Origin of the sequence: Streptomyces sp. NPDC006368 (assembly GCF_040612535.1) — a bacterium.
Taxonomy (GTDB): Bacteria; Actinomycetota; Actinomycetes; order Streptomycetales; family Streptomycetaceae; genus Streptomyces.
In genome coordinates, this window is sequence record NZ_JBEXQK010000008.1 from 161,096 (window position 1) to 184,987 (window position 23,892).

The window sequence follows — 23,892 nt, forward strand, 5'->3', positions numbered from 1 at the left end:
CGGCCGGTGGTGCACCGCGGCGGGCGGACACGCCACCCGGGCATGTCCGCCGCCGTCTCACTCCGTGTCCTCGGCGCCCTCGGCGCCCTTGCCCTCGTCGCCGAGCTCCTCCGTCTCGGCGGTGCGCTCGCCCTCCGCCTGTGAGGGCGTGCTGCGGGCCACGTCCGGGTGTTCGTCGACACCCGGCTCCCGCTCGCCCTCCGCCTGGGAAGGGGTCGGGTAGCCCCACGGGTCACTCATGGCTACGCCTCCGGGGTATCGTTCCGCGCCCGCGCTGCCGGGCCGTGCTCCGACGAGTACCCGTGAGGCTTCGCCGATACCGTCTCCGGCAGGGTGAGGAAAAGCGTCATGACCGCGCTCGCCAGATAGAGCGCGGCGAAGATCCACATCACGCCCTGGACGCCGAGCGGCCCCAGGAAGAGCCCCACCAGCGCCGGTCCGAGGAAGGTGCTGGCGCCCGCGCCGAGGTTCAGCGCCGACATCGCCTGGCCCTTGTGCGCCGGGTCGAGCGACGGCATCAGCGCCGACAGCGGTACGTACCCGGCGAGCGTCGCGCCGTAGAGGCTCACCAGCACCATGGCGAGGGCGTAGTCGTCGCCCGCGGACGCCGTGCCGTAGTACAGCAGCAGGGTGGTCACCGCGCAGCCGACACCACCGCACCAGGCGACGGTGCGCTGCCAGCCGATGCGGTCGCCGACGACCCCGAAGACCAGGTTGAAGAAGATGTTGGTGGCGAACATCGCCGACAGCAGCCGCAGCCACTCGCTGAGCGAGAAACCCAGCGTGTCGGTGAAGAACACCGGCAGGAACACCAGGAAGCCGAACTGCGGCGCCGTGTTGATCGCCCGCACCACCGCACCCGTACCGATCCTCGGATTGCGCCAGATGATCGCGAGCGAGCCGAGCAGGGTGGCGACCGGGCGTTCCCCCGCGGGCGCCAGCCGTCTTGCGCCGGTCGGTTCGCGCACCAGCAGCAGCGCGATCAGGCCGCCCGCCACCACCAGACCGAGCGAGAACCACAGCGTGCGGTACGCGCCGATCCACGGCACCGCGAAGCTGGCGACCAGCGAGCCCAGGGTCGGCAGCCCGCCGGTGAAGGCGAACCAGAACCAGCCCACCGCGGAGCCGAGCCGACGCTGCGGCGTCACGGCGGTGACCCACACCAGGAAGCCGTACGCGAAGAGCGGATAGCCGAAACCGCGCAGACCGTAACTGACCAGCAGCAGCCCGAAGTCCACCGACGGGACCGCGAGGACGAGGAACACCACCTGGAACGCCGCCCAGACGCCGAGGCCGAGCATCATCACCCGGCGCGGGCCCCAGAGGTCCGAGAGCGCCCCGGAGAACCAGGCGGCGACGCTCGCCGTCACGCCGTAGACGCTGAACAGCAGCGCCACCCGCTCCTTGGACATCCCCTCGTCCAGGAGATACGGCGACAGATATCCGGATTCGACTCCGTCACCGATCATGAAAATGAGAAGACCGAGAAATCCCCAGGCGAGCGGCCTGGGAATGCCGATCCTGTCGAGCCAATGCCCTTGGGGTGTTTCCTCGGCGGAGGACGAGGGATCCAGAACGACGGCCACGAGAACCACCTTTGCCGAATGTCGGGGAGCGGGGTGCCGTAAGGCGTCATGATGAAACGGCTGTGCGGGAACGCGGTCAATGACCGGGAGGAAAACCTCGCCGGTCCCCTCACCACCGGCGTGAAAACGAGGGACACCGGCTCGCGCTCCGCGCCGCCCGGAGGGCGTCACCCCAGCTCACCGCGGTGACCGGGGCGCGGCGCGACGCCGCAGCCCGGGTGAAGACGGTGTGACGTTCACATGAGGTCTGTGACGTCCGTGAGCCCGCCGTGCCCGTACCCCTGTACTCCGGGTGCGCTGCGGCTGCGACTTCCCGCCGTGCAGCGCGGCGGCCCGTACACCGCTGTTCAGCAGGTGGGTGGCGTCGGTGAACGCCTGACGCCCGCGGCGTCAGCGCGAGGTGTCGACCGTGCGGATGTCGACGCCTATGTCCCGCAGCCGCCGCACTTCCCCGGCGGGCGCCGCCTCGTCGACGAGCACCAGGTCGAAGTCGCTCAGCGGCGCCAGCGCGTACAGCCCCTGGTTGGCGAACTTGGTGTGGTCGACCAGCAGTACCCGCCGCGCCGCGGACGCCATCATCGCCCGCTTGACCTGCACGGCCTCGGGCGACATGTGGTAGCAGCGGCCCCCCGTCACCGCCGTCGTCGACATGAACAGCACATCCGCGCGGAACGACTCCACACTGTGCGCCGTGTGCAGCCCCATGAAGGCGTCGTACGCCGGGAAGTACGTGCCGCCCAGCGCGATCAGCGACACGCCCGGCTGCCGGGCCAGCGTGGAGATCGCCGGCAGCGAGTTGGTGATCACCGTCAGCGGCGTGTGATCGGCCATCTGCTGCGCCAGGCTCAGACAGGTCGTGGAGTCGTCGAGCATCACGATCCGGCCGGGCGTGAGCAGCTCGGCGGCGGCCCGCGCCAGCCGGTGCTTGGTCTGCGCCATCGTCGTCATGCGCTCGCTGACGCTGCCGTGGAACTGCGTCGACGGCAGACAGCTCGCCCCGCCCCGCACCTTGCGGAGCCAGCCCTGGGTCTGCAGCGCGTCCAGGTCGCGGTGGACCGTCATCACACTCACGCCGAACTCCTCCGCCAGGTCCGCGGTGCGGACGAACCCCTTGGCGGTCACCAGATCGCGCAGCCGGCCGCGGCGCTCCTCCTGGGCGTCCATACGGGTCATGGCGTCCGGCTCCTTTCCGGTTCACTCCACCCACGGTGGTGGACAGGCGCGCGGCCGAGCGGGAACGTGGGGGACGGCGTGATGCGAACCTCACGTGAACTTAACACGGCGGAAGCGGGCCCCCGCCGCCCGGCGGAGCGGTGCCGAGCGGCGATCTCACACCGCGGCCACGGCCGGTCACGGGATAATTCCCGGGCCGATTGACGCTTCGCCCGGCCGCACGTTTCCCTGGCGTCCGCAAGTGCGAAGGGGCAGGTATTCCACTCATGTCGGTTCTCACCATCGACGTCGGCACGTCGGTCATCAAAGCGGTCGTCTTCGACGACCAGGGGCAGGAAACAGCGCTTTCCCGTATCGGCACCGAAGTGCTGCGCCCCCACCCCGGCTGGGCGGAACAGGACATGGCCGCCGTGTGGAACGCGGTGGTCTCCACCGTGCGCGGCGCGCTCTCCCAGCACGGCGCCGGCCACGACCCGGTCCGGCTGGTCGCCTTCACCGCCCAGGGCGACGGCTGCTGGCTCGTCGACGCCGACGGCCACCCCACCGGCCCCGCGGTCCTCTGGTCCGACGGCCGCGCGGGCGACCTGCTCACCCGCTGGGCCGCCGACGGCGTCCTCGACGAGGCGTACCGCCGCAACGGCTCCCTCACCTGCAGCGGCATGCCCAACGCGGTGATCAGCTGGCTCGCCGCCCACGACCCGCGGCGCCTGGCACGCTCCCGTACGGCCCTGACGGCGGCCGGCTGGCTGTTCCTGAAGCTCACCGGCGTCACCGCCATCGACGAGTCCGACGCGTCGGCGCCCTTCCTCGACCACACCACCGGCGACTACGACCCCGCCATCCTCGACCTCTTCGACTTCGCCCCGTACGCCGGGCTCCTGCCGCGCGTCCTCGGCGAACACGAGCGCGTCGCCGAGATCACCCACCGCACGGCGGGCGAGCTGGGCCTGCCCGCCGGCCTGCCCGTTGTCATGGCCCCGTACGACATCGCCGCCACCGCCCGCGGCGCCGGCGTCGTCGACCCCGGCCAGGCGTGCGCCATCCTCGGCACGACCCTCTGCACCGAGATCGTCACCCGGCACGTCGACACCACCGGCGAACCGTGCGGCATCAACATCGCCTACGGGGGCCGCGAACGCGTCCTGCGCGCCTTCCCCACCCTCTCCGGCACCGAGGTCCTCGACTGGGCCTCCCGCGTCCTCGCCGCCGACGGCCCCGCCGCCCTCGGCGAACTCGCCTTCTCCACCGCACCCGCCCCGGGCGGACCGGCGTTCCTGCCGTACCTCTCACCCGCCGGTGAACGCGCCCCGTTCCTCGACCCCCGCGCCCGCGGCACCTTCTGGGGCCTCTCCCTCGACCACACGCCCGCCGACCTCGCCCGCGCCGTCTTCGAAGGGCTGTCCCTCGTCGTACGCGACTGCCTGCGCGCCTCCGGCACCGACGTCCACGAACTGCGCCTGTGCGGCGGCGGCTCCGCCAGCGACCCGTGGTGCCGCCTCATCGCCGACGTCACCGGGGTGCCCACCGCTCGCAGCGCCGACTCCGAACCGGGCGCCAAGGGCGCGTTCCTGACCGGGCTCGTCCTGACCGGCGCCGAGAGCAGCATGCACTCCGCCGCCGCCACCTACGTCCGCATGCGCTCCGCGTGGGAACCCGACCCCGGGCGTGCCGAGCGCTACGACGAGCTCTACACCTCGTTCCTCATCTGGCGCGACGCCGCCCGCTCCCTCGGCTGGGCGCCGGCGCCCGCCGCCCCCGCCGTACAGAAAGCACCGCATGTCTGACGCCCTCTCCGCCGACGCCGTCCACCTCGGCCTCGACCTCGGCACCCAGAGCGCCCGGGCCGTCGCCGTGGACGGCACCGGCCGCCTCCTGGCCGCCGCCTCCCGGACCGTCACCGGCCACCGCGACGGTCCACGGCACGAGCAGGACCCCGAACAGTGGTGGTCCGCGCTCGCCGGCGCCTGCCGCGAGGCCCTGACCGGCATCGACCCCGCGCGCGTACGCGGCCTGGCCGTCGACGCCACCTCCGGCACCATCCTGCTCGCCGACGCGGGGGGCCGGCCGCTGACCCCCGGCCTCATGTACGACGACGGGCGCGCCCGCGCGTACACCGACCGCGTCAACGCCACCGGATCCCGGGTCTGGCGGGAGCTCGGCTACCGCACCATGCAGCCGTCCTGGGCGCTGCCCAAACTGCTGTGGCTGCTGGACAACACCGACTTCCCGGACGCCCGGCTGCTGCACCAGGCCGACCTGATCACCTGGCGGCTCGCCGGACGCCAGGTCGCGAGCGACGCCAGCCACGCCCTCAAGACCGGCTACCACCTCACCGACGAGCGCTGGCCGGACGCCGAACTGGCCGCCCTCGGTGTCCCCTCCGGCCTGCTCCCGCGGGTCGCCCGGCCCGGAACGGTCATCGGCACCGTCTGCGGGGAAGCCGCCGCGACCACCGGCATCCCGACCGGTACGCCGATCGTCGCCGGCATGACCGACGGCTGCGCCGCCCAGATCGGCGCGGGAGCGCTCACCGCCGGGGCCTGGAACTCCGTCCTCGGGACCACTCTCGTGTTCAAGGGCGCGAGCCCCCACCTCGTACGCGACCCCGGGGGAGTGGTCTACTGCCACCGCGGCCCCGGCGGCACCTGGCTGCCCGGCGGCGCCTCCAGCAGCGGCGCGGGCGTCCTCACCCGGCGCTTCCCCGGCGCCGACCTCGACACCCTCACCGCACGCGCCGCCGCCACCGGCTCCACCGCCGTGGCCTACCCCCTCGTGGGCGCGGGCGGCGAACGCTTCCCCTTCCACGCCCCGGGCGCCACCCCCTTCGTCCTCGGTGACGTGTCCGGCGACGCGGAGGCGTTCCACGCCTGCCTGCTCGGCGTGGCCTGCGTCGAACGCCTCTGTTTCGACTACCTCGACCACATCGGCGCCCCCGTGACCGGCCCGCTCACCCTGACCGGCGGCGGCGCCCGCAACCGCTACTGGTCCCAGCTGCGCGCCGACGTCCTGGGCCGCCCGGCCGGCCTCCCCGAACACGCGGAGAGCGCCACCGGCATGGCGGTCCTCGCCGCGACCGCGTCGGGCGCCACGCTGGAGGAGGCCGCGGCCGGCATGGTCCGCGTCCGCGAGGAACTCACCCCCGACCCGTCCCGCACAGCCCGGCTGACCCCCGTCTACCTCGACTTCGTCGACGAACTCACCCGACGCGGCTGGCTGGACCGGTCCGTCGCGGCCCACGCGCGCGGAAAGGCCGAGCAGTGACCGACTTCGTCCTCGTACGCCACGGCGAGACCGAGTGGCACGCGGAGAACCGCTACGCCGGCCGCACCGACGTGCCGCTCACCGAACTCGGCCGCGAACAGGCCGCCAACCTCGCCACCTGGGCCGCCGGACAGCGCCTCGACGCCGTGCTCTGCTCGCCGCTGTCCCGCGCCCGGCTCACCGCCGAACCCGCCGCGACCGCGCTCGGGCTCACCCCGCGCGTCGACGAGCGGCTCTACGAGGTGGACTTCGGGCGCGGCGACGGGCTGACGCGCGCCGAGATGGCCGAGGCGTTCCCCGACGAGCTGGCCGCCTTCCTCGACGACCCCGTGGCGCACCACCTGCCCGGCGGCGAGGACCCCGCGGCGGCGGCCGACCGGGCGATCGCCTGCCTGGAGGAGGCCGTGCGGGAACTCCCCGACGGCCGCGTGCTCGTCGTCGCCCACTCCACCCTCGTACGCCTCGTGCTGTGCAAGCTCCTCGGCATCCCGCTCGCCCGCTACCGCGACGTCTTCCCGGCCCTGGAGAACGGCGCCCTGACCGAACTGCGGCTGCCGCCCGGGGGACAGGCGTCCCTGCTGCGGCTGAACGCGCCCGCCACCGCCCACTGACCGGAGATCCCACCGTGACCACCACCGTCCTCGCCGCCGGCGACCACTTCGTCCTGCCCGGCCTGCTCACCGCCGAACTGCGCGCCGCCGCGCCCGCCGGCGCCGACCTCGACGTACGCGAAACCCGGCTGCCCTGGCCGCACACCCCCTTCGGCCGGGTCGCCGAGGTGGACGAGGCGTCCGGCACCGAGGACGACATGATCGAGGCGCTGAGCGGCGCCCGGATCTGCGTCACCCAGATGGCGCCGCTCACCGAGCGCGTCCTTGCCGCCTGCCCCGGCCTGGAACTGTTCTGCGTCAGCCGCGGCGGCCCGGTCAACGCCAACCTGGAGGCGGCCACCCGCCACGGCGTCGCCGTCTGCTACGCCCCCGGCCGCAACGCCGTCGCCACCGCCGAACACACCCTGGCCCTGATCCTCGCCGCCGCCCGCGGCGTCGGCGACGTCCACACCGACCTCAAGCACGGCACCTGGCGCGGCGACTACTACGACTACGACGCCTGCGGCATCGAGATCGACGGCTCCCTCGTCGGTCTGGTCGGCTTCGGCGCGATCGGCTCACGCGTGGCCCGGGTGCTCGTCGCCATGGGCGCCACCGTCCTCGTCCACGACCCGTACGTGAAGCCGGAGGCGGTGGACGGCATCGCGCAGCTCGTCCCCCTCGACGAGCTGCTGAGCCGCTCCCGGATCGTCTCCCTGCACGCGCGCGTGACGGAGGAGACCACCGGCATGATCGGGGCCGCCGAGATCGCCTCGATGCCCCGGGGCGCCGTCCTCGTCAACTGTGCGCGCGGTGCGCTGGTCGACTACGAGGCGGTGTGCGACGCGCTGGACTCGGGTCGTCTCGCGGGCGCCGGTTTCGACGTGTTCCCGGTCGAGCCCGTCCCCGCCGGCGCCCGTCTGCTGTCCACGCCGGGCGTCGTCCTCACCCCGCACATCGCCGGCGCCAGCCGCCAGGTCGCCCACAAGGCGGCGCGCATCGTCGCGGCGGAGGTGGGCCGCTTCCTCCGGGGCGAGGAACTCGCCCACTGCGCCAACCCGGAGGTGTACCGCCGCTGACCGCCGCGGGCGACGGAGGGTGCGGACGCGGCGCGAAGCCGCCGCGTCGGGGGAGTGGGGGCGCAGCCCCCACAGAAAGACCATTTTCCGCGGGGGGACGGTGCGGCCCGTCACCGCCGAGGCCCCCGCGGCGGGCGCCGACGCCGCCGCGGGCGGGGCTCGGAGAGGAACCGCTGTCCCGCGGCCTTCAGCCGGTCGGGCAGCACCTTCGTCGCCGCCCCGAGGGCCTTGCTCCGCACGGACCCGACGACCGCCTTGTGCCGGCCGCGCATCAGCGCCTCGAAGCCCTCCTCGGCGACCCGCGCCGGGTCGTCCTTGGCCGTCATCCGGCCGAGGCGGGTGTCGTCCATGCCGGCGCGGTGGAAGAAGGGGGTGCGGGTGGCGCCCGGCATCAGCGCGGTGACCGTCACACCGGTGTCCTTCAGCTCGTTCGCGAGTGCCTGGGCGAACGACTGCAGGAACGACTTCGAGGCGTTGTACACGGCCTGGAAGGAGCCCGGCGTCGTGGCCACGAGCGAGGATGTGATCAGCAGCCGGCCCCCGCCCGCGTCGACCATGCCGGGGAGCAGCCGCTTGGCCAGGTGCACCGTCGAGCTGACGTTGACGTCGATGACGCGGGCCTCGTCGGCGAGGTCGTTGTCGACGAACGCCCCGCCGATCCCCACCCCCGCGTTCAGCGCCGCCGCGGCGACCGGCCGCCGGGTCGCGGCGACCGCGGCGTACAGCTGTTCCACACCGTCGTACGTCGCCAGGTCGGCCCGTACCGCGGTGACGTCCGCGCCACGCCCGCGCAGCTCGCGCGCCGCGTCCGCCAGGGCGGCGTCCTCCGCGCAGACGATGAGGTCGAACCCGTGGTCGGCGAAGGTCCCGGCCAGTTCGCGCCCGATGCCGCTGGAGGCGCCGGTCACGACGGCCAGTGGTCTGACGGTCCGCATGGTCCCCGCGTACCCCCGTGGACGGCGAACAGACGCCGTTTCGCCTGATTGATCATCGGGTACCCGGGAGCGGCCACTACGCCTCGGAGGTGACCATGAGCGAGCTCGGGCAGTCGACGACCGGGACCATCACGACGAAGGTCCCCGCCAGATTGGACCGGCTGCCATGGTCACGGTGGCACTGGATGATCGTGATCGGTCTGGGCACCGTCTGGATCCTCGACGGCCTCGAGGTGACCATCGTCGGCAACATGGCGAGCCGCCTCTCCGAGGAGGGCAGCGGGCTCGCCATCAGCAGCGCGCAGGTCACCGGCGTGGCCGCGGCGCTCTACGTCGCCGGCGCCTGCGTCGGGGCGCTGTTCTTCGGCTGGCTCACCGACCGCTTCGGCCGCAAGAAGCTCTTCCTGATCACCCTGGCCGTCTATCTGGCGGCCACGGCGCTGACCGCGCTGTCGTTCTCGTCCTGGTGGTTCTTCGTCTTCCGCTTCCTCACCGGCTTCGGCATCGGCGGTGAGTACGCGGCCATCAACTCCGCCATCGACGAGCTGATCCCCAGCAAGTACCGCGGCCGGGTCGACCTCATCATCAACGGCAGCTTCTGGCTCGGCGCGATGGGCGGTGCCCTGCTCTCCGTCGTCCTGCTGGACACCGACATCCTGCCCAAGGACATCGGCTGGCGGATCTCCTTCGGCCTCGGCGTCGTCCTCGGCCTGGTCATCCTCCTGGTACGCCGGCACGTCCCCGAAAGCCCGCGCTGGATGTTCATCCACGGCAAGTCGGAGGGCGCCGAGCAGCTCGTGGCGGACGTGGAACGGGAGGTCGAGCGGGAGACCGGCAGGCCGCTGCCCGAGCCGGCCGGCTCGATCACCATCAAGCAGCGGCACAGCGTCGGGTTCGTGCAGATCGCCCGGACGCTGGTGAGCGCCTACCCGCGGCGGTCGGTGCTGGGCCTGGCCCTCTTCATCGGGCAGGCGTTCCTCTACAACGCCATCACCTTCGGGTTCGGCGCGATCCTGGTGAAGTTCTTCGACGTCCCCAGCGGCTCCACGGGTTACTTCTTCGCGGTGATCGCGTTCGGCAACTTCCTCGGCCCGTTGCTGCTGGGGCGGCTCTTCGACACCTGGGGCCGCCGGCCGATGATCGCCGGGACCTACCTGCTGTCCGGGGCGCTGCTCTACGTCACGGCCTGGATGTTCGGAAACGGGTGGCTCACCGCGACGACCCTGACGGCGTGCTGGTGCGTGGTCCTCTTCTTCGCCTCGGCGGGCGCGAGCTCCGCGTACCTCACCGTGAGCGAGATCTTCCCGATGGAGACGCGGGCAATGGCCATCGCGTTCTTCTACGCGATCGGCACCGCCGCCGGCGGTATCTCCGGGCCGCTGATCTTCGCGAACCTCACGGAGAGCGGTGTCGTCGCCGACACGGTGCTCGCCTTCTGCGTCGGTGCCACGCTCATGGTCATCGGCGGGGTGGTGGCGCTGTTCTTCGCCGTCGCCGCGGAGCGCAAGTCGCTGGAGGACATCGCGACCCCGCTGTCGGCGCAGGCCGCGCAGTCCGCGGGTACGGGCTCGGCGCCCACGTCCCGTACGGCCCCTCAGTCGGCGCTCTGAGCACCGCGCGCCGGCGCCGGGGGAGCCGATTGGCATCCCCGGGCGAAAGTGGTTTATCGTTCATCCAGTGGTGAAGGAGCCTTCACCAACCCCCTGACTGCCCCGGCTGGTTCCCCCGTCCAGCCGGGGCTTTCCCTTCGCGCGCCGGGTGCCCCCTCCCGCATTCGGTCCGCTTCACTTCGCCCGCGCCGGGAACTCGTGCCTCGAACGACGACCCCGAGCCGAGGAGCGGTACAGCGATGACCGAGTACGAGCGCTCACGCACCATGCCGGCCCTGCCCGAGCAGGTCTTCGACCAGGCCTCGAACGTCGGGCAGCTGGACAGCTGGCTCCCGGAGGACCTGCACGTGCACGCCGGGGACCTGCCGGCCGTCACCGTCCACGAGGACCGCACCGACGAGGACACCCCCGCCCTGCTGCGCGCCCGGCCGGACCAGATGCGGCTCGAATGGGGCACCCGCGAACAGGGCGGCTACACCGGCTGGCTCCAGGTGGCGGGCATCGGCAGCGGGGCGAGCGAGGTGACCGTTCACCTGTCGTTCTTCGACGAGAGCCACGACCCCGGCGAGCAGGCCGTGTCCGGCGCCCTGGACAGCAGCCTCCAGCGGCTGGAGGAGCAGGTCCGGCTGCGCGTCGACAACGCCGCCGGCTGACCCGACGCGTACGGGCGGGCCGTTCGGGCGCGCGGGGGCCGCGGCGGCGCGCACAGCACCGCCGCGGCCTTGTCGCGCAGACACGCCCACGCCCGCTCCGCCACATCCGCGCCGAGCAGGCAAAGCGAGGCCGGGCCGGACGGGCGTACGGGAGGCTCAGGCCTCGACGCTGGGGCGGCGCTCCGCCCCGCCGCCGCGCAGCCGCCGACCGAGGGCCACCAGCCGGGGGTACCGTTCGCGCACCTCCGCCGAGTGCCGGTCGAGCTCCTGGGTGAGGCGCTCGGTGCGCTTGTCGATGTCCAGTTCGTCGAGGATGCGGTCGACCTCGGCGAGCAGGGCGCCGTGCAGCTGCCACTGCCGGGGGTGTTCCTGCACGTCCTCCAGCAGCAGGTCGGCGACCCGGTCGCGGGTGGCGCGGCTGGCGGCGAGGGCCTCGGTGAGCGCCTCCTCGGCCTGCTCGGCGTTGGCGGCCACCTGTGTGGTGATGAGCCGGGCGAAGCTCTCGATGGCGGTGGCCATCTGCCCGAACAACTGCTGCAGGGAGGCCGCCACGTCGGGCGGGAAGAGGGACTCCTCGGTGCGGAACCTCGCCAGGTCGGTCAGGGTGCGGGTAAGCACCCGCAGTACCACGGCGCAGATCTCCAGGGTGTCGAGCCCGGTCCGCAGCACGATCCGGGACAGCAGCCCTTCCCGCACGCGCGGGTTGAACATCAGGCTTTCCTCGGCCTGCCGGAGCGAGGCGTCGACCTCCACGATGTCGTGGTCCAACCGCCGCGCCTCGTGCAGCCGGGCCGCGGCGTGGGCGAAGGGGATGTGCCCCTCGCCGACCTCGTCGCCCATGGTGCGGAATATCCGGCCCATCCCGCGGGCGAGCCCGTCGATGGAGGCACCGGCGGTCTGCACCCACACGGGCGGTGCGAACAGCAGGTTGAACAGCAGCCCCACGCCCGCACCGATCAGGGTCTCCAGCACCCGGTGCCAGGCCATGGAGGCGATCTGGGAGACGCCCAGGACCAGCATCGCGCTGATCGCGACCTCGGGCACGAACTCGTCGACTTTCACGAACCGGCCGATGATCAGTGAGGTGAAGATCGTCAGGCCGAGGCTCCACCAGGTCAGCCCGACGAGGGCGCTGAAGCCGATGGCGATGAGCACGCCGACGACCACCGAGTTCACGCGCCGGACGCCGGTGGTCAAGGTCGAGTAAAGGGTGACCTGGACGACCAGCAGCGCGGTCAGGGGCGCCGTCAGGGGCGCCGGTTGGTCGGGCAGGACGGCCAGGGCGACGACGAACGAGATGACGGCCGCGGCGGTCGAGCGAATGGTCTGTACAGCGACGGGTTCGGTCGTCCGCCGCACCAGTTTGATCACGGGAGCTGATACTTCTGGCATCTCATTCCACTGCCCGATCATCAGCCACTCAGTGCACACCAGTCCCAGGAACCGCCCGTACGCTCGCGTTTGCCGTCGCCGCGACGTGGTACCGCCAGAACTCCTGACCACAGTCGAGGAGGAGCGATGAACTCACCCGCCCCCGCCCCTGTCGCCGTCATCACCGGCGCGGACTCGGGCATCGGCCGCGCCACCGCCGTCCGGCTCGCCGCCCAGGGCATGGACATCGGCATCACCTGGCACACCGACGAGGAGGGCGCGCGGCGGACCGCCGAGGAGGTACGGGCCCACGGGCGCCGGGCGGCCCTCGCCCGGATGGACCTGACGCGGCTGCCGGACGCCGCCGACGCCGTCGAACGGCTCGCGGACGAACTCGGCCGCGTCGACGTCCTGGTGAACAACGCCGGCACCGGCACGGCCACGCCCTTCCTGGACATGGGGTACGAGACCGTACGCGGCGTGATCGACGTCGACCTGATCGGGCCGTTCCTCTGCGGGCAGCTCGCCGCCCGCCGCATGATCCGCCAGGGCGGCGGCGGCCGGATCGTCAACGTCACCTCCGTGCACGAGCACCAGCCACGGGTCGGCGCCGCGCCCTACTGCGCGGCCAAGGGCGGCCTCGGGCTGCTCACCCAGGTGATGGCCCTGGAGCTGGCGGAACACGGCATCACCGTCAACGCCGTCGCACCCGGCGAGATCGCCACGCCCATGACCGGCCAGGAGGACGAGGACGTCACGGAGAAGTCCCGGCCGGGTGTCCCGCTGGGGCGGCCGGGCGACGCCCGTGAGGTGGCCTCGGTGATCGCGTTCCTGGCGAGCGAGGACGCCTCGTACGTCACCGGCGCCTCGTGGGTCGTGGACGGCGGCATGCTGCGGATGGGCCCGCAGGCGGGCTCGCACCTGAGGAGCGACGACTGGCGCCGCCCCTGATTCCCGGCCCCGGCGCACAGGTGAAGGGGCCCGCCTTGCGGCGGGCCCCTTCACCTGTGCCGTTGTCGTCCGTGTCGTCGTCGGTGCGCCCCGTTCGGCCCGCTCGTCAGCGGGTCACGACATGCCGCTCATCGGGCACGCAGTGCGTCATGGTGAGCCCCTCGACGTCCCGGGGCGGGTTCTCCCCGAGGTTCGCCAGCCGCTTGCGGTCCTCCTCGGTGAGGTCCTGGCTGGCGAGCGGTTCGAGATGGGCGACGTCCTGCGGGCTGATCCCGAGGCCCTCGCCGACCCGGAGGCCGAGGTCGTTCTCGACCAGCAGGAAGTGCCACACCATGCGCTCCTGGACCGGCCGGTCGCACTGCTTCAGCAGATTGACGAAGTTGTGCACCAGGTCGTCGCGCTCCCACTGCTCCATCAGCAGATAACGCTGCCCCGCCTGCATGTAGTCGTTGGTCCGCTCGATTCGCTTGCGGGTGAGCCGGCCCCGGATCTCCGGGCCCTGCTCGTCGTGCGTCGGGTACTCGCCCTCGCGCAGCCCACCCCTGATCGACGGCTCGTAGTTGACGTCCGGATTCTCCCCGGCGCCGTCCACGTGGTACGTCATGAGGCCGTCGCGCTGGTTGGTGCGCACGTCGGCGTTCTTGGCCTGGTTGACCGGAAGCTGAAGGTAGTTCGGGCCCACCCGGTAGCGCTGGGTGTCGCTGTACGAGAAGGTCCGGCCGACCAGCATCTTGTCGTCGGAGAAGTCCAGGCCGTCCACCAGCACCCCGGTGCCGAACGAGATCTGCTCGTTCTCGGCGAAGAAGTTCTCCGGCATCCGGTTGAGGACCATCTTCCCGACCGGCTTCGGCGGGAACTCCTGCTCCGGCCACGTCTTGGTGTCGTCCAGCGGGTCGAAGTCCAGCTCCGGGTGCTCGTGGTCCTCCATCATCTGGACCAGCAGCTCCCACTCCGGGTACTCGCCGCGCTCCACCGCCTCGTACAGGTCCTTCGTGGCGTGCCCCAGGCCCTGGGCCTGCACATTGGCCGCGTCCTCCTCGGTCATGCTGCGCACGCCCTGCTTGGGCATCCAGTGGTACTTGACCAGGACGGTGTTGCCCTCGGCGTTGACCCACTTGTAGGTGTTGACGCCGAAGCCCTGCATGTGGCGGTAGTCGGCCGGGATGCCACGCGGGCTGAACAGGTTGACCAGCATGTGCATGGCCTCCGGGGTCTGCGACATGAAGTCAAAGATCCGGCGCGGCTGCTGCTCGAAGCTGACCGGGTTGGGCTTGAGCGCGTGGATCACGTCCGGGAACTTGATCGCGTCCCGGATGAAGAACACACCCAGGTTGTTCCCCACGAGGTCCCAGTTGCCGTCCTCGGTGTAGAACTTCACGGCGAACCCGCGCGGGTCGCGAGCCGCCTCCGAGGAGTCCCGGCCGCCGATCACCGTCGAGAACCGCACGGCCAGGTCGGTGCGCTTGCCGCGCTCCTGGAAGAGCTTGGCGCGGGTGTAGCGGCTGATCGGCTCGTCGCCCCAGGCGCCGTACGCCTCGAAGTAGCCGTAGGCGGTGACTCCGCGGGCGTGGACGACGCGCTCGGGGATGCGCTCCCGGTCGAAGTGGCTGATCTTCTCCAGGAACTGGTAGTTCTCCAGCGTCGCCGGGCCGCGGGCGCCGACCGTGCGCTGGTTCTGGTTGTCGTAGACCGGGTGGCCCTGCCGGTTGGTGAGTACCTTCCGGTCGTCGCCGGGCGCGGGGCCCCGGCTCGAAACGTCGGTCACGATCCTCGGCTCCTTATTATGGGATTTCATCCGTTGTGTCGCAGTATCCTCCGTTACCCCCGCTTTGGGGCCGCCTAACGTGCCACCGCCGTGCGCTCCCGCGTCCGCGCACCGTCCCCGTCACCGCCGGCCGTGTGCACCGCCAGGTGGTAGACGGCGAAGGCCCGGCCGATCACCGGCTGGGCGACATTGCGCACCCGGACCCCGTCGCCGGTCATGCCGTGCTCGACACCCATGTGCGCGTGCCCGTGCACGGCCAGGTCGGCGCCCGCCTCGTCCACCGCCTCGGCCAGCAGGTAGGACCCCAGGAACGGATAGATCTCCAGCGGCTCGCCCGCGAGCGTGTCCGTCACGGGGGAGTAGTGCGTCAGGGCGATCCGTACCGCGCAGCCCGCTTCCTTCAGCGTGTTCAGCGACCCGCGCAGCGCGTCCGCGCAGTTGCGCGTGTACCGGATGAACGACTTCATCTCCGGCTCGCCGAACTCGCCGCCGCTGCGCCCGGCGAACCCGCCGCCGAACCCCTTGGTCCCGGCGATGCCGACGTGCACCCCGTCGACGTTCACCACCGTCCCCTCGCCCTCCAGCACGGTGACGCCGACCCGGTCCAGCGCCGCCGCCACCTCGGCCTCCTGGTCGCTCTGGTAGTCGTGGTTGCCGAGCACCGCCACCACGGGCACACCCAGGCCGGCCACCTCCCCGGCGACGACCTCCGCCTCCTCGGCCGTGCCGTGCCGTGTCAGATCGCCCGCCAGCAGCAACAGGTCCGCGCACTCCCGCAGCGTCTCGAAGGCGGGTCGCAGCGTTCCGGCGCTGTCCGGTCCCAGATGGATGTCGCCGACGGCTGCTACTCGGATCACGACAGCTCCTCGGAGTGGTCGGGCGGACTGGCGGAGGCCACGACCAGGTCCTCCCGCAGGGGGAGCCCGGTCAGTTCCTCCTGGGCGATCCGCAGGATCTCGGCACGGCAGGCGGCGCTGGAGACGGTGCCGTACAGCATCACGTTCGTCCCGCGCTGCTCGATGCGCACGCCGAGTTCGGCGATGTCCTCGCTCGCCAGCCGGTCCCGCAGATGGGCGATGCGGTACTCGGCGGTGTCGGCCGCGCTCATGGCGCTCCCTCCCGTGGTTCGATGACGTTCAGGCGCTCCAGCAGGTACAGGAACGCCTCGGGCATGGGAGCTCCCTGGTTCTCGCGCCGCAGCAGGTCCCAGTCGATCTTCTCCCGCAGGGTCCGGGCGATCGGGAGTACGGCGCCGAAGTCGCAGTGGTGCTCCGAGAAGGCGGCCAGCAGGCTGCCGACGAGGTCGGTCGGTGCGAGCACCGGCATCCGTACCGAGTCCACCGGCAGGATCTCGGCCCGGCCCAGGAGGTCGGGCGTCACCGGATGGCGGGCCAGCTCGAAGATCAGGTCGATGTTCTCGCCGTGTGCGGTGGCCTTGATCAGCCAGTCCTCCGGCGGCTTGTACACCTCGATCCCGGCTTTCTCCAGCTCCTGCGCCACGGCGTTCGCGTCCTCGCGCAGGATCGCGAAATCGGTGTCGTGCTGGAGGCTGGCCGGCACGCCGTGCGCGTACGCGGCGACACTGCCGGCCAGGGCGAAGGGGTGCCCGGCGCTCTTCAGCAGCCCGGCCACCTGCTTGGTGGCCTCCAAGATGGCCTGCATCCGGTTCGGCGGCCGCCAGGCGTCGTCGGCCGCCCCACCGCCACCCGGCGGGACGGCCCCCGGCGGTTCCTCGACCGCCCTGCCCCCGGCCAGCCGCAGCCCGGCCGGCTCGGCCGCCGGGTCCGGCTCCGCCGACACGACCGGTCCGCCGGGGTGGGTGGCGTCGTGCGAGTGGTTCCTCACGGTGCTCGGTCCTCCTCGTCGTCTGCGGGAGGCGGATCGGGTACCCGCGTTCCGCGGAAGGATCCCCGCACTTTCCGACGCGCGGGCTCAGGTGTACGGGCCGGGCCGAGGCCCGCGCCGGCGTCGCCGCACGTGGCGAACCGGCCGCCCCGGCCGCCGTCGGAGCGGTGACGGTCGTCGTCCCGTCGTACTGCCCGGTCACCAGGCCGGTGACCGCCGACATCCGCGGCCACACCGTCGGCTACGCCCTCGACCCGCCGTACCCGGCTGGGCAGCAGCCCGCCGCCGAAGTACCCGCCGGCCCACGGGCCGTACACCGGGCCCGCCTCCCAGTACGGCCTGCGGCCGTACTCGGTGTCGACCGTACGGGCCATCGGGTCCTGGCCCTCCGCGATCCGGGCCGCGTCCGCCGCGCACACCGGCACGTCGCGCAGCGCCCCGCCCGCCGGCGCCCACTGCACCTCGGTGGCCGCCGTGCCGTGGCGGGGGTCGAAGAAGCAGGGTGCCCGCCGCTCGGGAAGCGGGCGGCCCTCGCGGCGGGCGGAAAGGACGGCGAGCGCGTAGCGTCCGTCGTCCAGGGCCTCGGTGACCCCCCTGACGTCATGCGGGTGCCGGGCTCCGGCCATCAGCGTCTTGGCCTTCTCGTACGAGTCGAGCGCCCGTTCGTAGTCGGCGCGCATCGCGTCGTCGGCGCCCTTCTCGGCCGGGTGGAAGTCGAGCCGGTCCAGCTCTTCGCCGTACGCGGTGATGTCCTCGTCCACGACCACGCGGAGCCGGTCGAGCGCCTCGCGCTCCTCCGCCTCGCGCCTCTGCCGCTTGCGGCGCTTCACGGCGACGAGGGTGGCCCCGCCGGCCGCCGCGACGGCGCCGAGGGTGATCAGGCCGCCGACCGGGACCTCGTCACCGGGGACTCCGGCCCATGAGTCGGGGGCGGAGCCTCGGACGCTGGGGAGTGCCTGGTCGACGAAGTTGTTGAGCTCGGTGGTGGCGTCGGCGCCGGGCTGGCGGACGGCGTTCACGATGTTCCGTACGGCCTGGTTGGACAGGACGGCCCGGTCGGCGCCGGCGTTGAAGCCGTCACCGAGGCGGACCGCGTAGACGCCGGTGATGCCGGTCTCGGTGCGCAGGTTCGCCAGGAGCCGGTCGGGCGGGAATTCGGAGGTCGCCGGGAGGACAGCCACGAAGATCGGCTTGTCCGCGTTCTTGATCCGCTGCGCCAGCGCGTCGGCGGCGGCGGGCGGCAGTTGGTCGGTGGCCGCGGGGTGGACGTACACCGGGCCCTGTTTCAGGGCCGCCGCGGCGTCGTCCAGGCCCGTGGCCTTCGCCCCCGCGGAGGGGGCCAGGGCTATGAGCAGCATCAATGCCAGCCCCGCCAGGGCCGACAACAGGGGGAACGGCCTGGTCCTCATACTTTGACGCTACCCGAATCGGGACGAAGGAGACATAGCTCACCAGATCTTCTTGGCTTTCTCCCTGGGGCCTACCCCCCATGAATGGGAGGATGCATCGCATGGATATTCGCAGCAGGAACAATGTGAAGGTCATCGGCCCGGAAGACGCCCCGGTGGTGGTCCTGGCCCATGGCTACGGCTGCGACCAGAATCTGTGGCGCCTGGTGGCCCCCGCCCTCGCCGAGGAGTTCCGCGTGGTGCTCTTCGACTACGTCGGCGCGGGCGGGTCGGACCTGAGCGCGTGGCGCGAGGAGCGGTACGCCTCGCTGGAGGGGTACGCCGAGGACGTGCTGGACGTGTGCCGGGAGCTGGACCTGCGGGACGCCGTGTTCGTCGGTCACTCGGTGAGCGCGATGGTGGGCGTGCTCGCGGCCGCGAAGGAGCCCGCGCTCTTCGGGAAGCTGGTCCTGCTCACGCCTTCCCCGTACTACATCGACGAGGACGGGTACCGGGGCGGATTCAGCAGGGAGGACATCGACGAGCTGCTGGAGGCGCTGGACGCCAACTACCTCGGCTGGTCCGCGACGATGGCGCCCGTCATCATGGGCAACCCCGACCGGCCCGAGCTGGGCGAGGAGCTCACCAACCTCTTCTGCCGCACCGACCCGGACATCGCCCGCGTCTTCGCCCGGACGACGTTCCTGAGCGACAGCAGGAACGACCTGGACCGTGTGAAGGTCCCGACGCTGGTGGTGGAGTGCGCCGAGGACGCCATCGCGCCGCGCGAGGTCGGGGCGTACGTCCACGCCGCGATCCCGGGCAGCCGCCTGGTGACGCTGGAGGCCACCGGTCACTGCCCGCAGCTGAGCGCTCCGGAAGCCACCACGGAGGCGATCGCCGCCTTCGTCAGGAAACAACTGTGACGGACGGCTCGGGACACGGCACCACCACCTCAGGCGCCGCGGGCGGCCATGACCGGGAGAAGGCCGTCTTCGCGGGCATGCTGGAGGACAGCGTGGAAGACCTGTACGAGAACGCCCCCTGCGGCTACCTGTCCACCCTGCTGGACGGCACCATCGCCAAGGTCAACACCACGCTGCTCACCTGGCTGGGCCTGCGGCGGGAAGACCTCGTCGGCCGCCGCCACTTCACCGACCTGCTGACCGTCGGCGGCAAGCTGTACCACGAGACGCACTACGCGCCGCTGCTGCGGATGCAGGGGGAGGTCCGCGGGATCGCCCTGGAGCTCAGAGCGGCCGACGGCACCCGCATACCCGTCCTGATCACCTCCACGGTCAAGAAGGCCGAGGACGGCAAGCCCCTGCTGATCCGCACCACCGTCGCCGACGCGCGCGATCGCCGCTCGTACGAGGAAGAGCTGCTGCGCGGTCGCCGGGCGGCCGAGGCCGCACGCCGGCAGGCCGAGCAGGACCGCAAACGCCTCCAGGGGGTCCTGGCCACCCTCCAGCGCAGTCTCCTGCCGCCCAGCCTGCCCGAGGTACCCGGGCTGGAGGCCGCCGCGCACTACCACACCGCCTCCCCCGACCACCTCGGCGGCGACTTCTACGACCTCTTCGACCTCGGGGGCGGACGCTGGGGCTTCTTCCTCGGGGACGTGTGCGGCAAGGGGCCCGAAGCGGCGGCCCTGACCTCGCTCACCCGCTACTCGCTGCGCGCGGCGGCGATGAACGACCCGAACCCGCAGGCCGTCCTGCGCACCCTGAACACGGTCCTGAGCGAGCAGTACGCCGGGGGCGATCCCCGTTACTGCACCGTCATCTTCGGCCTGCTCGAACCCGGCCCGCCCGGGACCGGCGGTTTCGACGTCACCGTGGCCAGCGGTGGCCACCCCCCGTCGCTGGTGCTGCGCGGCGACGGCAGCGCCGCCTACCTCCCCACACCCGGGGGCGTGCTCATCGGTATCCTGCCGACGCCCAACATAGCGATCGCCCGCACCCACCTGGGTCCGGGCGACACCCTGGTCCTCTACACGGACGGCCTGACCGAGGCCCGTACCGCCGCGGGACGCTACGGGGACGAAGCGCTCCTCGCCCTGGCCGGCGAGCTGGCACCGTCGGCCGCACAGGCCACGATCAGGTCGCTGGCCGACCTGCTCGACGGATTCGGTGACGGTCTCGACGACGACACCGCCATCCTCTCCCTCGGTGTACCCGCCCTCACCGCCCGACACGACACCCTCACGCCACCATGCTGAACCTCACCACCGCCTCCACGCCCGACGGAGCCGTCCTCCGTGTCGACGGCGATCTCGACTTCCACACGGTGCCGCGCTTCCGCGAGACGCTGGCCGCCGTCGCCCTGACCGCCGGTCAGCGATTCGTCCTGGACCTGGCGAACCTGGCGTTCTGCGACTCCAGCGGCATCACGGCCTTCCTCGTCGCCCGCAACCACGCGGCGGCGGCAGGGGCCGAGCTCGCTCTGGTCGGCGTCCCGGAGCACACCTGGCGCGTGCTGCGCCTCGTCGGACTGGACGAGATCCTGGGACTGGAGCCGGGCCGGGCCACGACGGACAGCGCCTGACCCGGCCGGCGCGCGGTCACTGCGTGGGCTCGACGCCCGCCCGCAGCAGTCCGTAGGTGTACGCGTCCTCCAGCGCCTGCCAGGACGCGGCGATGACGTTCTCGCCGACCCCGACCGTCGACCACTCGCCGCCGCCGTCGGTCGTGGTGATCAGGACGCGGGTGGTGGACTGCGTGCCGTGCTTGCCCTCCAGGATGCGGACCTTGTAGTCCACGAGCTCCAGCTTGGCGAGCTGCGGGTAGATCCGCTCCAGGCCCGCGCGGATCGCCAGGTCCAGGGCGTGGACCGGGCCGTTGCCCTCGGCGGTGGCGACGATCCGCTCGCCCTTGGCCCACAGCTTGACGGTGGCCTCGTTGGCGTGGGTGCCGTCGGGGCGGTCCTCGACGATCGCGCGCCACGACTCCGTACGGAAGTAGCGCCGCGCCCTGCCTTCCGCCTCCGCGCGCAGCAGCAGCTCGAAGGAGGCGTCGGCGGCCTCGTACGTGTACCCCTTGAGCTCGCGCTCCTTGACCCGCTCGACGACCCGGCCGACCAGGGCGCGGTCGCCGCCGAGGTCGATGCCGAGCTCCTTGCCCTTGAGCTCGATGGAGGCGCGGCCGGCCATGTCGGAGACGAGCATCCGCATGGTGTTGCCCACCCGCTCGGGGTCGATGTGCTGGTACAGGTCGGGGTCGACCTTGATGGCGGAGGCGTGGAGACCGGCCTTGTGGGCGAAGGCGGAGACGCCGACGTACGGCTGGTGGGTGGAGGGGGTCAGGTTGACCACCTCGGCGATGGCGTGCGAGATACGGGTCATCTCGGCGAGGGAGCCCTCGGGGAGGACCGTGCGGCCGTACTTCAGCTCCAGGGCGGCGACGACCGGGAAGAGGTTGGCGTTGCCGACGCGCTCGCCGTAGCCGTTGGCGGTGCACTGCACGTGGGTGGCGCCCGCGTCGACGGCGGCGAGGGTGTTGGCGACGGCGCAGCCGGTGTCGTCCTGGGCGTGGATGCCGAGACGGGCGCCGGTGTCGGCGAGGACGGTGGAGACGACGGCCTGGATCTGGGCGGGGAGCATGCCGCCGTTGGTGTCGCACAGGACGACCACGTCGGCGCCGGCGTCGTGCGCCGTGCGGACCACGGCCTTGGCGTACTCGGGGTTCTCGCGGTAGCCGTCGAAGAAGTGCTCGCAGTCCACGAAGACGCGCCGGCCCTGCTCGCGCAGGTAGGAGACGGTGTCGGCGACCATCGCGAGGTTCTCGTCCAGGGTGGTGCGCAGGGCGAGTTCGACGTGCCGGTCGTGGGACTTGGCGACCAGCGTGATCACCGGGGCGCCGGAGTCCAGGAGCGCCTTGACCTGCGGGTCCGCCGCGGCGCTGCCGCCGGCGCGGCGGGTGGCGCCGAAGGCGACGAGCTGGGCGTGGCGGAAGCGGATCTCGTTCTTGGCGCGGGCGAAGAACTCGGTGTCACGCGGGTTGGCGCCGGGCCAGCCGCCCTCGATGAAGCCCACGCCGAAGTCGTCCAGGTGCCGGGCGATGGTCAGCTTGTCGGCGACGGTGAGATTGATGCCCTCACGCTGGGCGCCGTCGCGCAGCGTGGTGTCGAAGACATGGAAGCTGTCGTCGACGGAATGGCTGTCGGTCTCCGTGGTCATGACGGTGATGGCTCCTGTTGGATACGGCTCCGGAGGGGGTCCCCCCTCGCGCGGGTGAAGCCGGGCTCGGGGGCGAATCGCTCCACTTGCCCCCATCCTCGCGCGCCGCTCGCCTCCTGCCGGGGTGGGGGCCGGAAAACGAAAAAACCCCTCGCGGGTGCGAGAGGTCTGCGCGCGGGTCTGGGGCACGGTGTCCACTGGCGCGGGGGTACTGCCGCGGTTCAGCGATCACTGCGGACCGGCGCGCTGCTGTCCATAATCATGGCGGTAGCAAGCACGCCCGCAGTCTGCCACAGGTGGAAACGGCGGTGGACCCCGGTCTCACCATGCGGTCGCCCGCCCGCGGCCGTACCGTCACGGCAGCAGGACGTCCTCCAGGAACTCCCGCACGTGCGCGAGGACCTGCGCCCGGCTCGTGCCCGGTATGCCGACGGCGACGTGCACGCTGAACCCGTCGAGCAGCGCGCGCAGCCGCGCCGCGTACCGGTCGGCGTCGAGGGGCCGCAGCTCGCCGCGCGAGACGCCCTCCGCGAGCAGCGCCACCAGGTCCCGGTGCCAGGCGCCCTCGATGGCCGCCTGGCGGGCGCGGGCGTCGTCGTCGGCGTTCTGCGAGCGGTTCCAGACCTCCAGCCACAGCGTCCAGTGCGGGTCGCGGGGCCCGTCGGGCACGTACAGGTCGACGTACGCGGCGAGCCGTTCGCGTACCGGCGTGGCCTGCCGGGACAGCAGCGCGCTGCGTTCGGCGCCGAGCCGGCCCTCGCTCCACTCCAGGGTCTGGAGCAGCAGTTCGTCCTTGGTGCGGAAGTAGTAGAGCAGGTGGCCGCTGCTCATCCCGACGTCGCGCCCGAGCCCGGCCATGGTGAGCCCTTCGAGCCCGCGCTCGGCGATGGTCGCCATGGCGGCGGCGAGCACCTCTTCGCGCGGCGGGGCGGCGTTCCGGTTGCGCCGCCGGGCGACGGACGCCTTGTGGGGTTCGTTCACTCGTACGTTGTACCTGATCCTTCCCGGTCGTCGCCGGTGATGGTCCAGCCGTCCTCGGCCAGGCGCTCGCGCAGCGCCCGGACCTCGGCGGGCGCGGGTGGGGGCGGGGTGGGGTCGAGCCCCTCACCGAAGGCCCACCGGAGCACCTCGGCGAGCTCCTCCTCACCGACGAGCTCGCGGAGGATCACCAGGAGCGAGGGGTACTCCTCCTCCCGGACGCAGCCCAGGTGGATCTCGCGCAACCGGCGGATGATCTCCACGAGTCCGGGCCGCAGCAGCATCCAGCCCCGGCTGGTGCGGATCTCGTCCGCGGCCTCGTCCAGGAACCAGCGCATGACGTCGTACGGCACCAACCGGTGCCCGGCGTGCTCGTTGAAGCAGACCGTGGGAGCGCGCCGCGGGTCCTCGTCCGGGACGATCGCCGTCACCAGGATCCGCCCGGTGTGGCACAGCTCCAGGTACCAGGCGTCGTCGGGGACCGAGTACAGGCGGGTGAGGGTGTGACCGTCGAGGTCGGGGGTGGCCATGAC

At 72.1% G+C, this 23,892-nt stretch carries 22 protein-coding genes and 1 pseudogene; 10 read left to right on the plus strand and 13 right to left on the minus strand.

The window, feature by feature from the left end; all coding sequences use genetic code 11:
* Window positions 1-57: 57 nt before the first annotated feature.
* From ABZZ38_RS09660 to ABZZ38_RS09670, 3 genes are all read right to left on the minus strand, one after another.
* The gene (locus tag ABZZ38_RS09660) at window positions 58-240 is read right to left on the minus strand and encodes a hypothetical protein (RefSeq protein WP_356737530.1); all 183 of its coding nucleotides are present in this window, start codon (window positions 238-240) and stop codon (window positions 58-60) included.
* 2 nt (window positions 241-242) lie between these two features.
* A complete protein-coding gene (locus tag ABZZ38_RS09665; RefSeq protein ID WP_356737599.1) occupies window positions 243-1,574 on the minus strand; it encodes an MFS transporter in 1,332 nt (443 codons plus the stop codon).
* Window positions 1,575-1,976: 402 nt separating this feature from the next.
* Window positions 1,977-2,759, minus strand: coding sequence for a DeoR/GlpR family DNA-binding transcription regulator (locus tag ABZZ38_RS09670; RefSeq protein ID WP_356737532.1), 783 nt, complete (start codon window positions 2,757-2,759; stop codon window positions 1,977-1,979).
* A 266-nt stretch (window positions 2,760-3,025) separates the two neighbouring features.
* On the opposite strand from ABZZ38_RS09670, the gene ABZZ38_RS09675 reads away from it, so the two are divergent.
* From ABZZ38_RS09675 to ABZZ38_RS09690, 4 genes are read left to right on the plus strand one after another with little or no spacing between them, the layout of a single operon-like run.
* Window positions 3,026-4,543 carry an FGGY-family carbohydrate kinase gene (locus ABZZ38_RS09675; RefSeq protein WP_356737534.1) on the plus strand — a complete coding sequence of 506 codons (1,518 nt, stop codon included), beginning with the start codon at window positions 3,026-3,028 and terminating at the stop codon, window positions 4,541-4,543.
* Complete coding sequence (locus ABZZ38_RS09680) at window positions 4,536-6,020, plus strand: FGGY family carbohydrate kinase (protein ID WP_356737536.1); 1,485 nt, start codon at window positions 4,536-4,538, stop codon at window positions 6,018-6,020. Before ABZZ38_RS09675 ends, ABZZ38_RS09680 begins: the two co-directional genes overlap by 8 nt.
* On the plus strand, window positions 6,017-6,631 hold the full coding sequence (locus ABZZ38_RS09685; protein ID WP_356737538.1) for a histidine phosphatase family protein: 615 nt from the start codon (window positions 6,017-6,019) through the stop codon (window positions 6,629-6,631). The genes ABZZ38_RS09680 and ABZZ38_RS09685 overlap by 4 nt, the downstream gene beginning before the upstream one ends.
* A 14-nt stretch (window positions 6,632-6,645) precedes the next feature.
* Window positions 6,646-7,689, plus strand: a complete 1,044-nt coding sequence (locus ABZZ38_RS09690; protein ID WP_356737540.1) for a 2-hydroxyacid dehydrogenase — start codon at window positions 6,646-6,648, stop codon at window positions 7,687-7,689.
* A gap of 110 nt (window positions 7,690-7,799) precedes the next feature.
* On the opposite strand, the gene ABZZ38_RS09695 is transcribed toward ABZZ38_RS09690, so the two are convergent.
* Window positions 7,800-8,624 (minus strand): SDR family NAD(P)-dependent oxidoreductase, encoded by an 825-nt coding sequence (locus tag ABZZ38_RS09695; RefSeq protein WP_356737542.1) that lies wholly within the window; start codon window positions 8,622-8,624, stop codon window positions 7,800-7,802.
* Between the two features lie 95 nt (window positions 8,625-8,719).
* Between ABZZ38_RS09695 and ABZZ38_RS09700 the strand changes: the two genes are divergently transcribed.
* Both ABZZ38_RS09700 and ABZZ38_RS09705 read left to right on the plus strand, forming a co-directional pair.
* Window positions 8,720-10,234: an MFS transporter gene (locus tag ABZZ38_RS09700; protein ID WP_356737544.1), complete on the plus strand. Its 1,515-nt coding sequence runs from the start codon at window positions 8,720-8,722 to the stop codon at window positions 10,232-10,234.
* 239 nt (window positions 10,235-10,473) lie between these two features.
* A complete protein-coding gene (locus ABZZ38_RS09705; RefSeq protein WP_356737546.1) occupies window positions 10,474-10,887 on the plus strand; it encodes an SRPBCC family protein in 414 nt (137 codons plus the stop codon).
* A gap of 156 nt (window positions 10,888-11,043) precedes the next feature.
* Here ABZZ38_RS09705 and ABZZ38_RS09710 read toward each other — a convergent pair whose 3' ends face one another.
* On the minus strand, window positions 11,044-12,279 hold the full coding sequence (locus ABZZ38_RS09710) for an aromatic acid exporter family protein (protein ID WP_356737548.1): 1,236 nt from the start codon (window positions 12,277-12,279) through the stop codon (window positions 11,044-11,046).
* 126 nt (window positions 12,280-12,405) lie between these two features.
* Between ABZZ38_RS09710 and ABZZ38_RS09715 the strand changes: the two genes are divergently transcribed.
* Entirely contained in the window at window positions 12,406-13,209 is an 804-nt protein-coding gene (locus ABZZ38_RS09715; RefSeq protein ID WP_356737550.1) for an SDR family oxidoreductase, read from the plus strand.
* Window positions 13,210-13,315: 106 nt separating this feature from the next.
* Here the strand turns inward: ABZZ38_RS09715 and ABZZ38_RS09720 are convergent, their stop codons facing one another.
* The 5 genes and pseudogenes from ABZZ38_RS09720 to ABZZ38_RS09740 all read right to left on the minus strand — a co-directional run.
* Entirely contained in the window at window positions 13,316-14,974 is a 1,659-nt protein-coding gene (locus tag ABZZ38_RS09720; protein ID WP_356737552.1) for a catalase, read from the minus strand.
* A gap of 74 nt (window positions 14,975-15,048) precedes the next feature.
* The gene (locus ABZZ38_RS09725; RefSeq protein WP_356737554.1) at window positions 15,049-15,831 is read right to left on the minus strand and encodes a metallophosphoesterase; all 783 of its coding nucleotides are present in this window, start codon (window positions 15,829-15,831) and stop codon (window positions 15,049-15,051) included.
* The gene (locus ABZZ38_RS09730; protein ID WP_356737556.1) at window positions 15,828-16,082 is read right to left on the minus strand and encodes a hypothetical protein; all 255 of its coding nucleotides are present in this window, start codon (window positions 16,080-16,082) and stop codon (window positions 15,828-15,830) included. Before ABZZ38_RS09730 ends, ABZZ38_RS09725 begins: the two co-directional genes overlap by 4 nt.
* Entirely contained in the window at window positions 16,079-16,819 is a 741-nt protein-coding gene (locus ABZZ38_RS09735; RefSeq protein WP_356737558.1) for a nucleotidyltransferase family protein, read from the minus strand. Before ABZZ38_RS09735 ends, ABZZ38_RS09730 begins: the two co-directional genes overlap by 4 nt.
* 269 nt (window positions 16,820-17,088) lie before the next feature.
* Window positions 17,089-18,228 (minus strand): annotated as a pseudogene (locus ABZZ38_RS09740) (hypothetical protein); the annotation flags it as partial.
* 101 nt (window positions 18,229-18,329) lie between these two features.
* Here ABZZ38_RS09740 and ABZZ38_RS09745 point away from each other — a divergent pair.
* From ABZZ38_RS09745 to ABZZ38_RS09755, 3 genes are read left to right on the plus strand one after another with little or no spacing between them, the layout of a single operon-like run.
* Window positions 18,330-19,133 carry an alpha/beta hydrolase gene (locus ABZZ38_RS09745; RefSeq protein WP_356737560.1) on the plus strand — a complete coding sequence of 268 codons (804 nt, stop codon included), beginning with the start codon at window positions 18,330-18,332 and terminating at the stop codon, window positions 19,131-19,133.
* Complete coding sequence (locus tag ABZZ38_RS09750; RefSeq protein ID WP_356737562.1) at window positions 19,130-20,425, plus strand: SpoIIE family protein phosphatase; 1,296 nt, start codon at window positions 19,130-19,132, stop codon at window positions 20,423-20,425. Before ABZZ38_RS09745 ends, ABZZ38_RS09750 begins: the two co-directional genes overlap by 4 nt.
* The gene (locus ABZZ38_RS09755; protein ID WP_356737564.1) at window positions 20,419-20,751 is read left to right on the plus strand and encodes an STAS domain-containing protein; all 333 of its coding nucleotides are present in this window, start codon (window positions 20,419-20,421) and stop codon (window positions 20,749-20,751) included. The genes ABZZ38_RS09750 and ABZZ38_RS09755 overlap by 7 nt, the downstream gene beginning before the upstream one ends.
* Window positions 20,752-20,767: 16 nt before the next feature.
* Here the strand turns inward: ABZZ38_RS09755 and cimA are convergent, their stop codons facing one another.
* The 3 genes from cimA to ABZZ38_RS09770 form a co-directional block, all read right to left on the minus strand.
* On the minus strand, window positions 20,768-22,381 hold the full coding sequence (gene cimA, locus ABZZ38_RS09760) for a citramalate synthase (protein WP_356737566.1): 1,614 nt from the start codon (window positions 22,379-22,381) through the stop codon (window positions 20,768-20,770).
* A gap of 354 nt (window positions 22,382-22,735) precedes the next feature.
* Entirely contained in the window at window positions 22,736-23,278 is a 543-nt protein-coding gene (locus tag ABZZ38_RS09765) for a TetR/AcrR family transcriptional regulator (RefSeq protein ID WP_356737601.1), read from the minus strand.
* An 80-nt stretch (window positions 23,279-23,358) separates the two neighbouring features.
* Complete coding sequence (locus ABZZ38_RS09770) at window positions 23,359-23,889, minus strand: hypothetical protein (RefSeq protein ID WP_356737568.1); 531 nt, start codon at window positions 23,887-23,889, stop codon at window positions 23,359-23,361.
* Window positions 23,890-23,892: the final 3 nt, after the last annotated feature.

Bases quoted from the DNA above. Each gene is read 5' to 3' on its own strand.
- ABZZ38_RS09660 (WP_356737530.1), bottom strand. From the start codon at position 240: ATGAGTGACCCGTGGGGCTACCCGACCCCTTCCCAGGCGGAGGGCGAG.
- ABZZ38_RS09670 (WP_356737532.1), bottom strand. From the start codon at position 2,759: ATGACCCGTATGGACGCCCAGGAGGAGCGCCGCGGCCGGCTGCGCGAT.
- ABZZ38_RS09675 (WP_356737534.1), top strand. From the start codon at position 3,026: ATGTCGGTTCTCACCATCGACGTCGGCACGTCGGTCATCAAAGCGGTC.
- ABZZ38_RS09680 (WP_356737536.1), top strand. From the start codon at position 4,536: ATGTCTGACGCCCTCTCCGCCGACGCCGTCCACCTCGGCCTCGACCTC.
- ABZZ38_RS09695 (WP_356737542.1), bottom strand. From the start codon at position 8,624: ATGCGGACCGTCAGACCACTGGCCGTCGTGACCGGCGCCTCCAGCGGC.
- ABZZ38_RS09700 (WP_356737544.1), top strand. From the start codon at position 8,720: ATGAGCGAGCTCGGGCAGTCGACGACCGGGACCATCACGACGAAGGTC.
- ABZZ38_RS09705 (WP_356737546.1), top strand. From the start codon at position 10,474: ATGACCGAGTACGAGCGCTCACGCACCATGCCGGCCCTGCCCGAGCAG.
- ABZZ38_RS09710 (WP_356737548.1), bottom strand. From the start codon at position 12,279: ATGCCAGAAGTATCAGCTCCCGTGATCAAACTGGTGCGGCGGACGACC.
- ABZZ38_RS09715 (WP_356737550.1), top strand. From the start codon at position 12,406: ATGAACTCACCCGCCCCCGCCCCTGTCGCCGTCATCACCGGCGCGGAC.
- ABZZ38_RS09730 (WP_356737556.1), bottom strand. From the start codon at position 16,082: ATGAGCGCGGCCGACACCGCCGAGTACCGCATCGCCCATCTGCGGGAC.
- ABZZ38_RS09745 (WP_356737560.1), top strand. From the start codon at position 18,330: ATGGATATTCGCAGCAGGAACAATGTGAAGGTCATCGGCCCGGAAGAC.
- ABZZ38_RS09755 (WP_356737564.1), top strand. From the start codon at position 20,419: ATGCTGAACCTCACCACCGCCTCCACGCCCGACGGAGCCGTCCTCCGT.
- cimA (WP_356737566.1), bottom strand. From the start codon at position 22,381: ATGACCACGGAGACCGACAGCCATTCCGTCGACGACAGCTTCCATGTC.
- ABZZ38_RS09765 (WP_356737601.1), bottom strand. From the start codon at position 23,278: ATGGCGACCATCGCCGAGCGCGGGCTCGAAGGGCTCACCATGGCCGGG.
- ABZZ38_RS09770 (WP_356737568.1), bottom strand. From the start codon at position 23,889: ATGGCCACCCCCGACCTCGACGGTCACACCCTCACCCGCCTGTACTCG.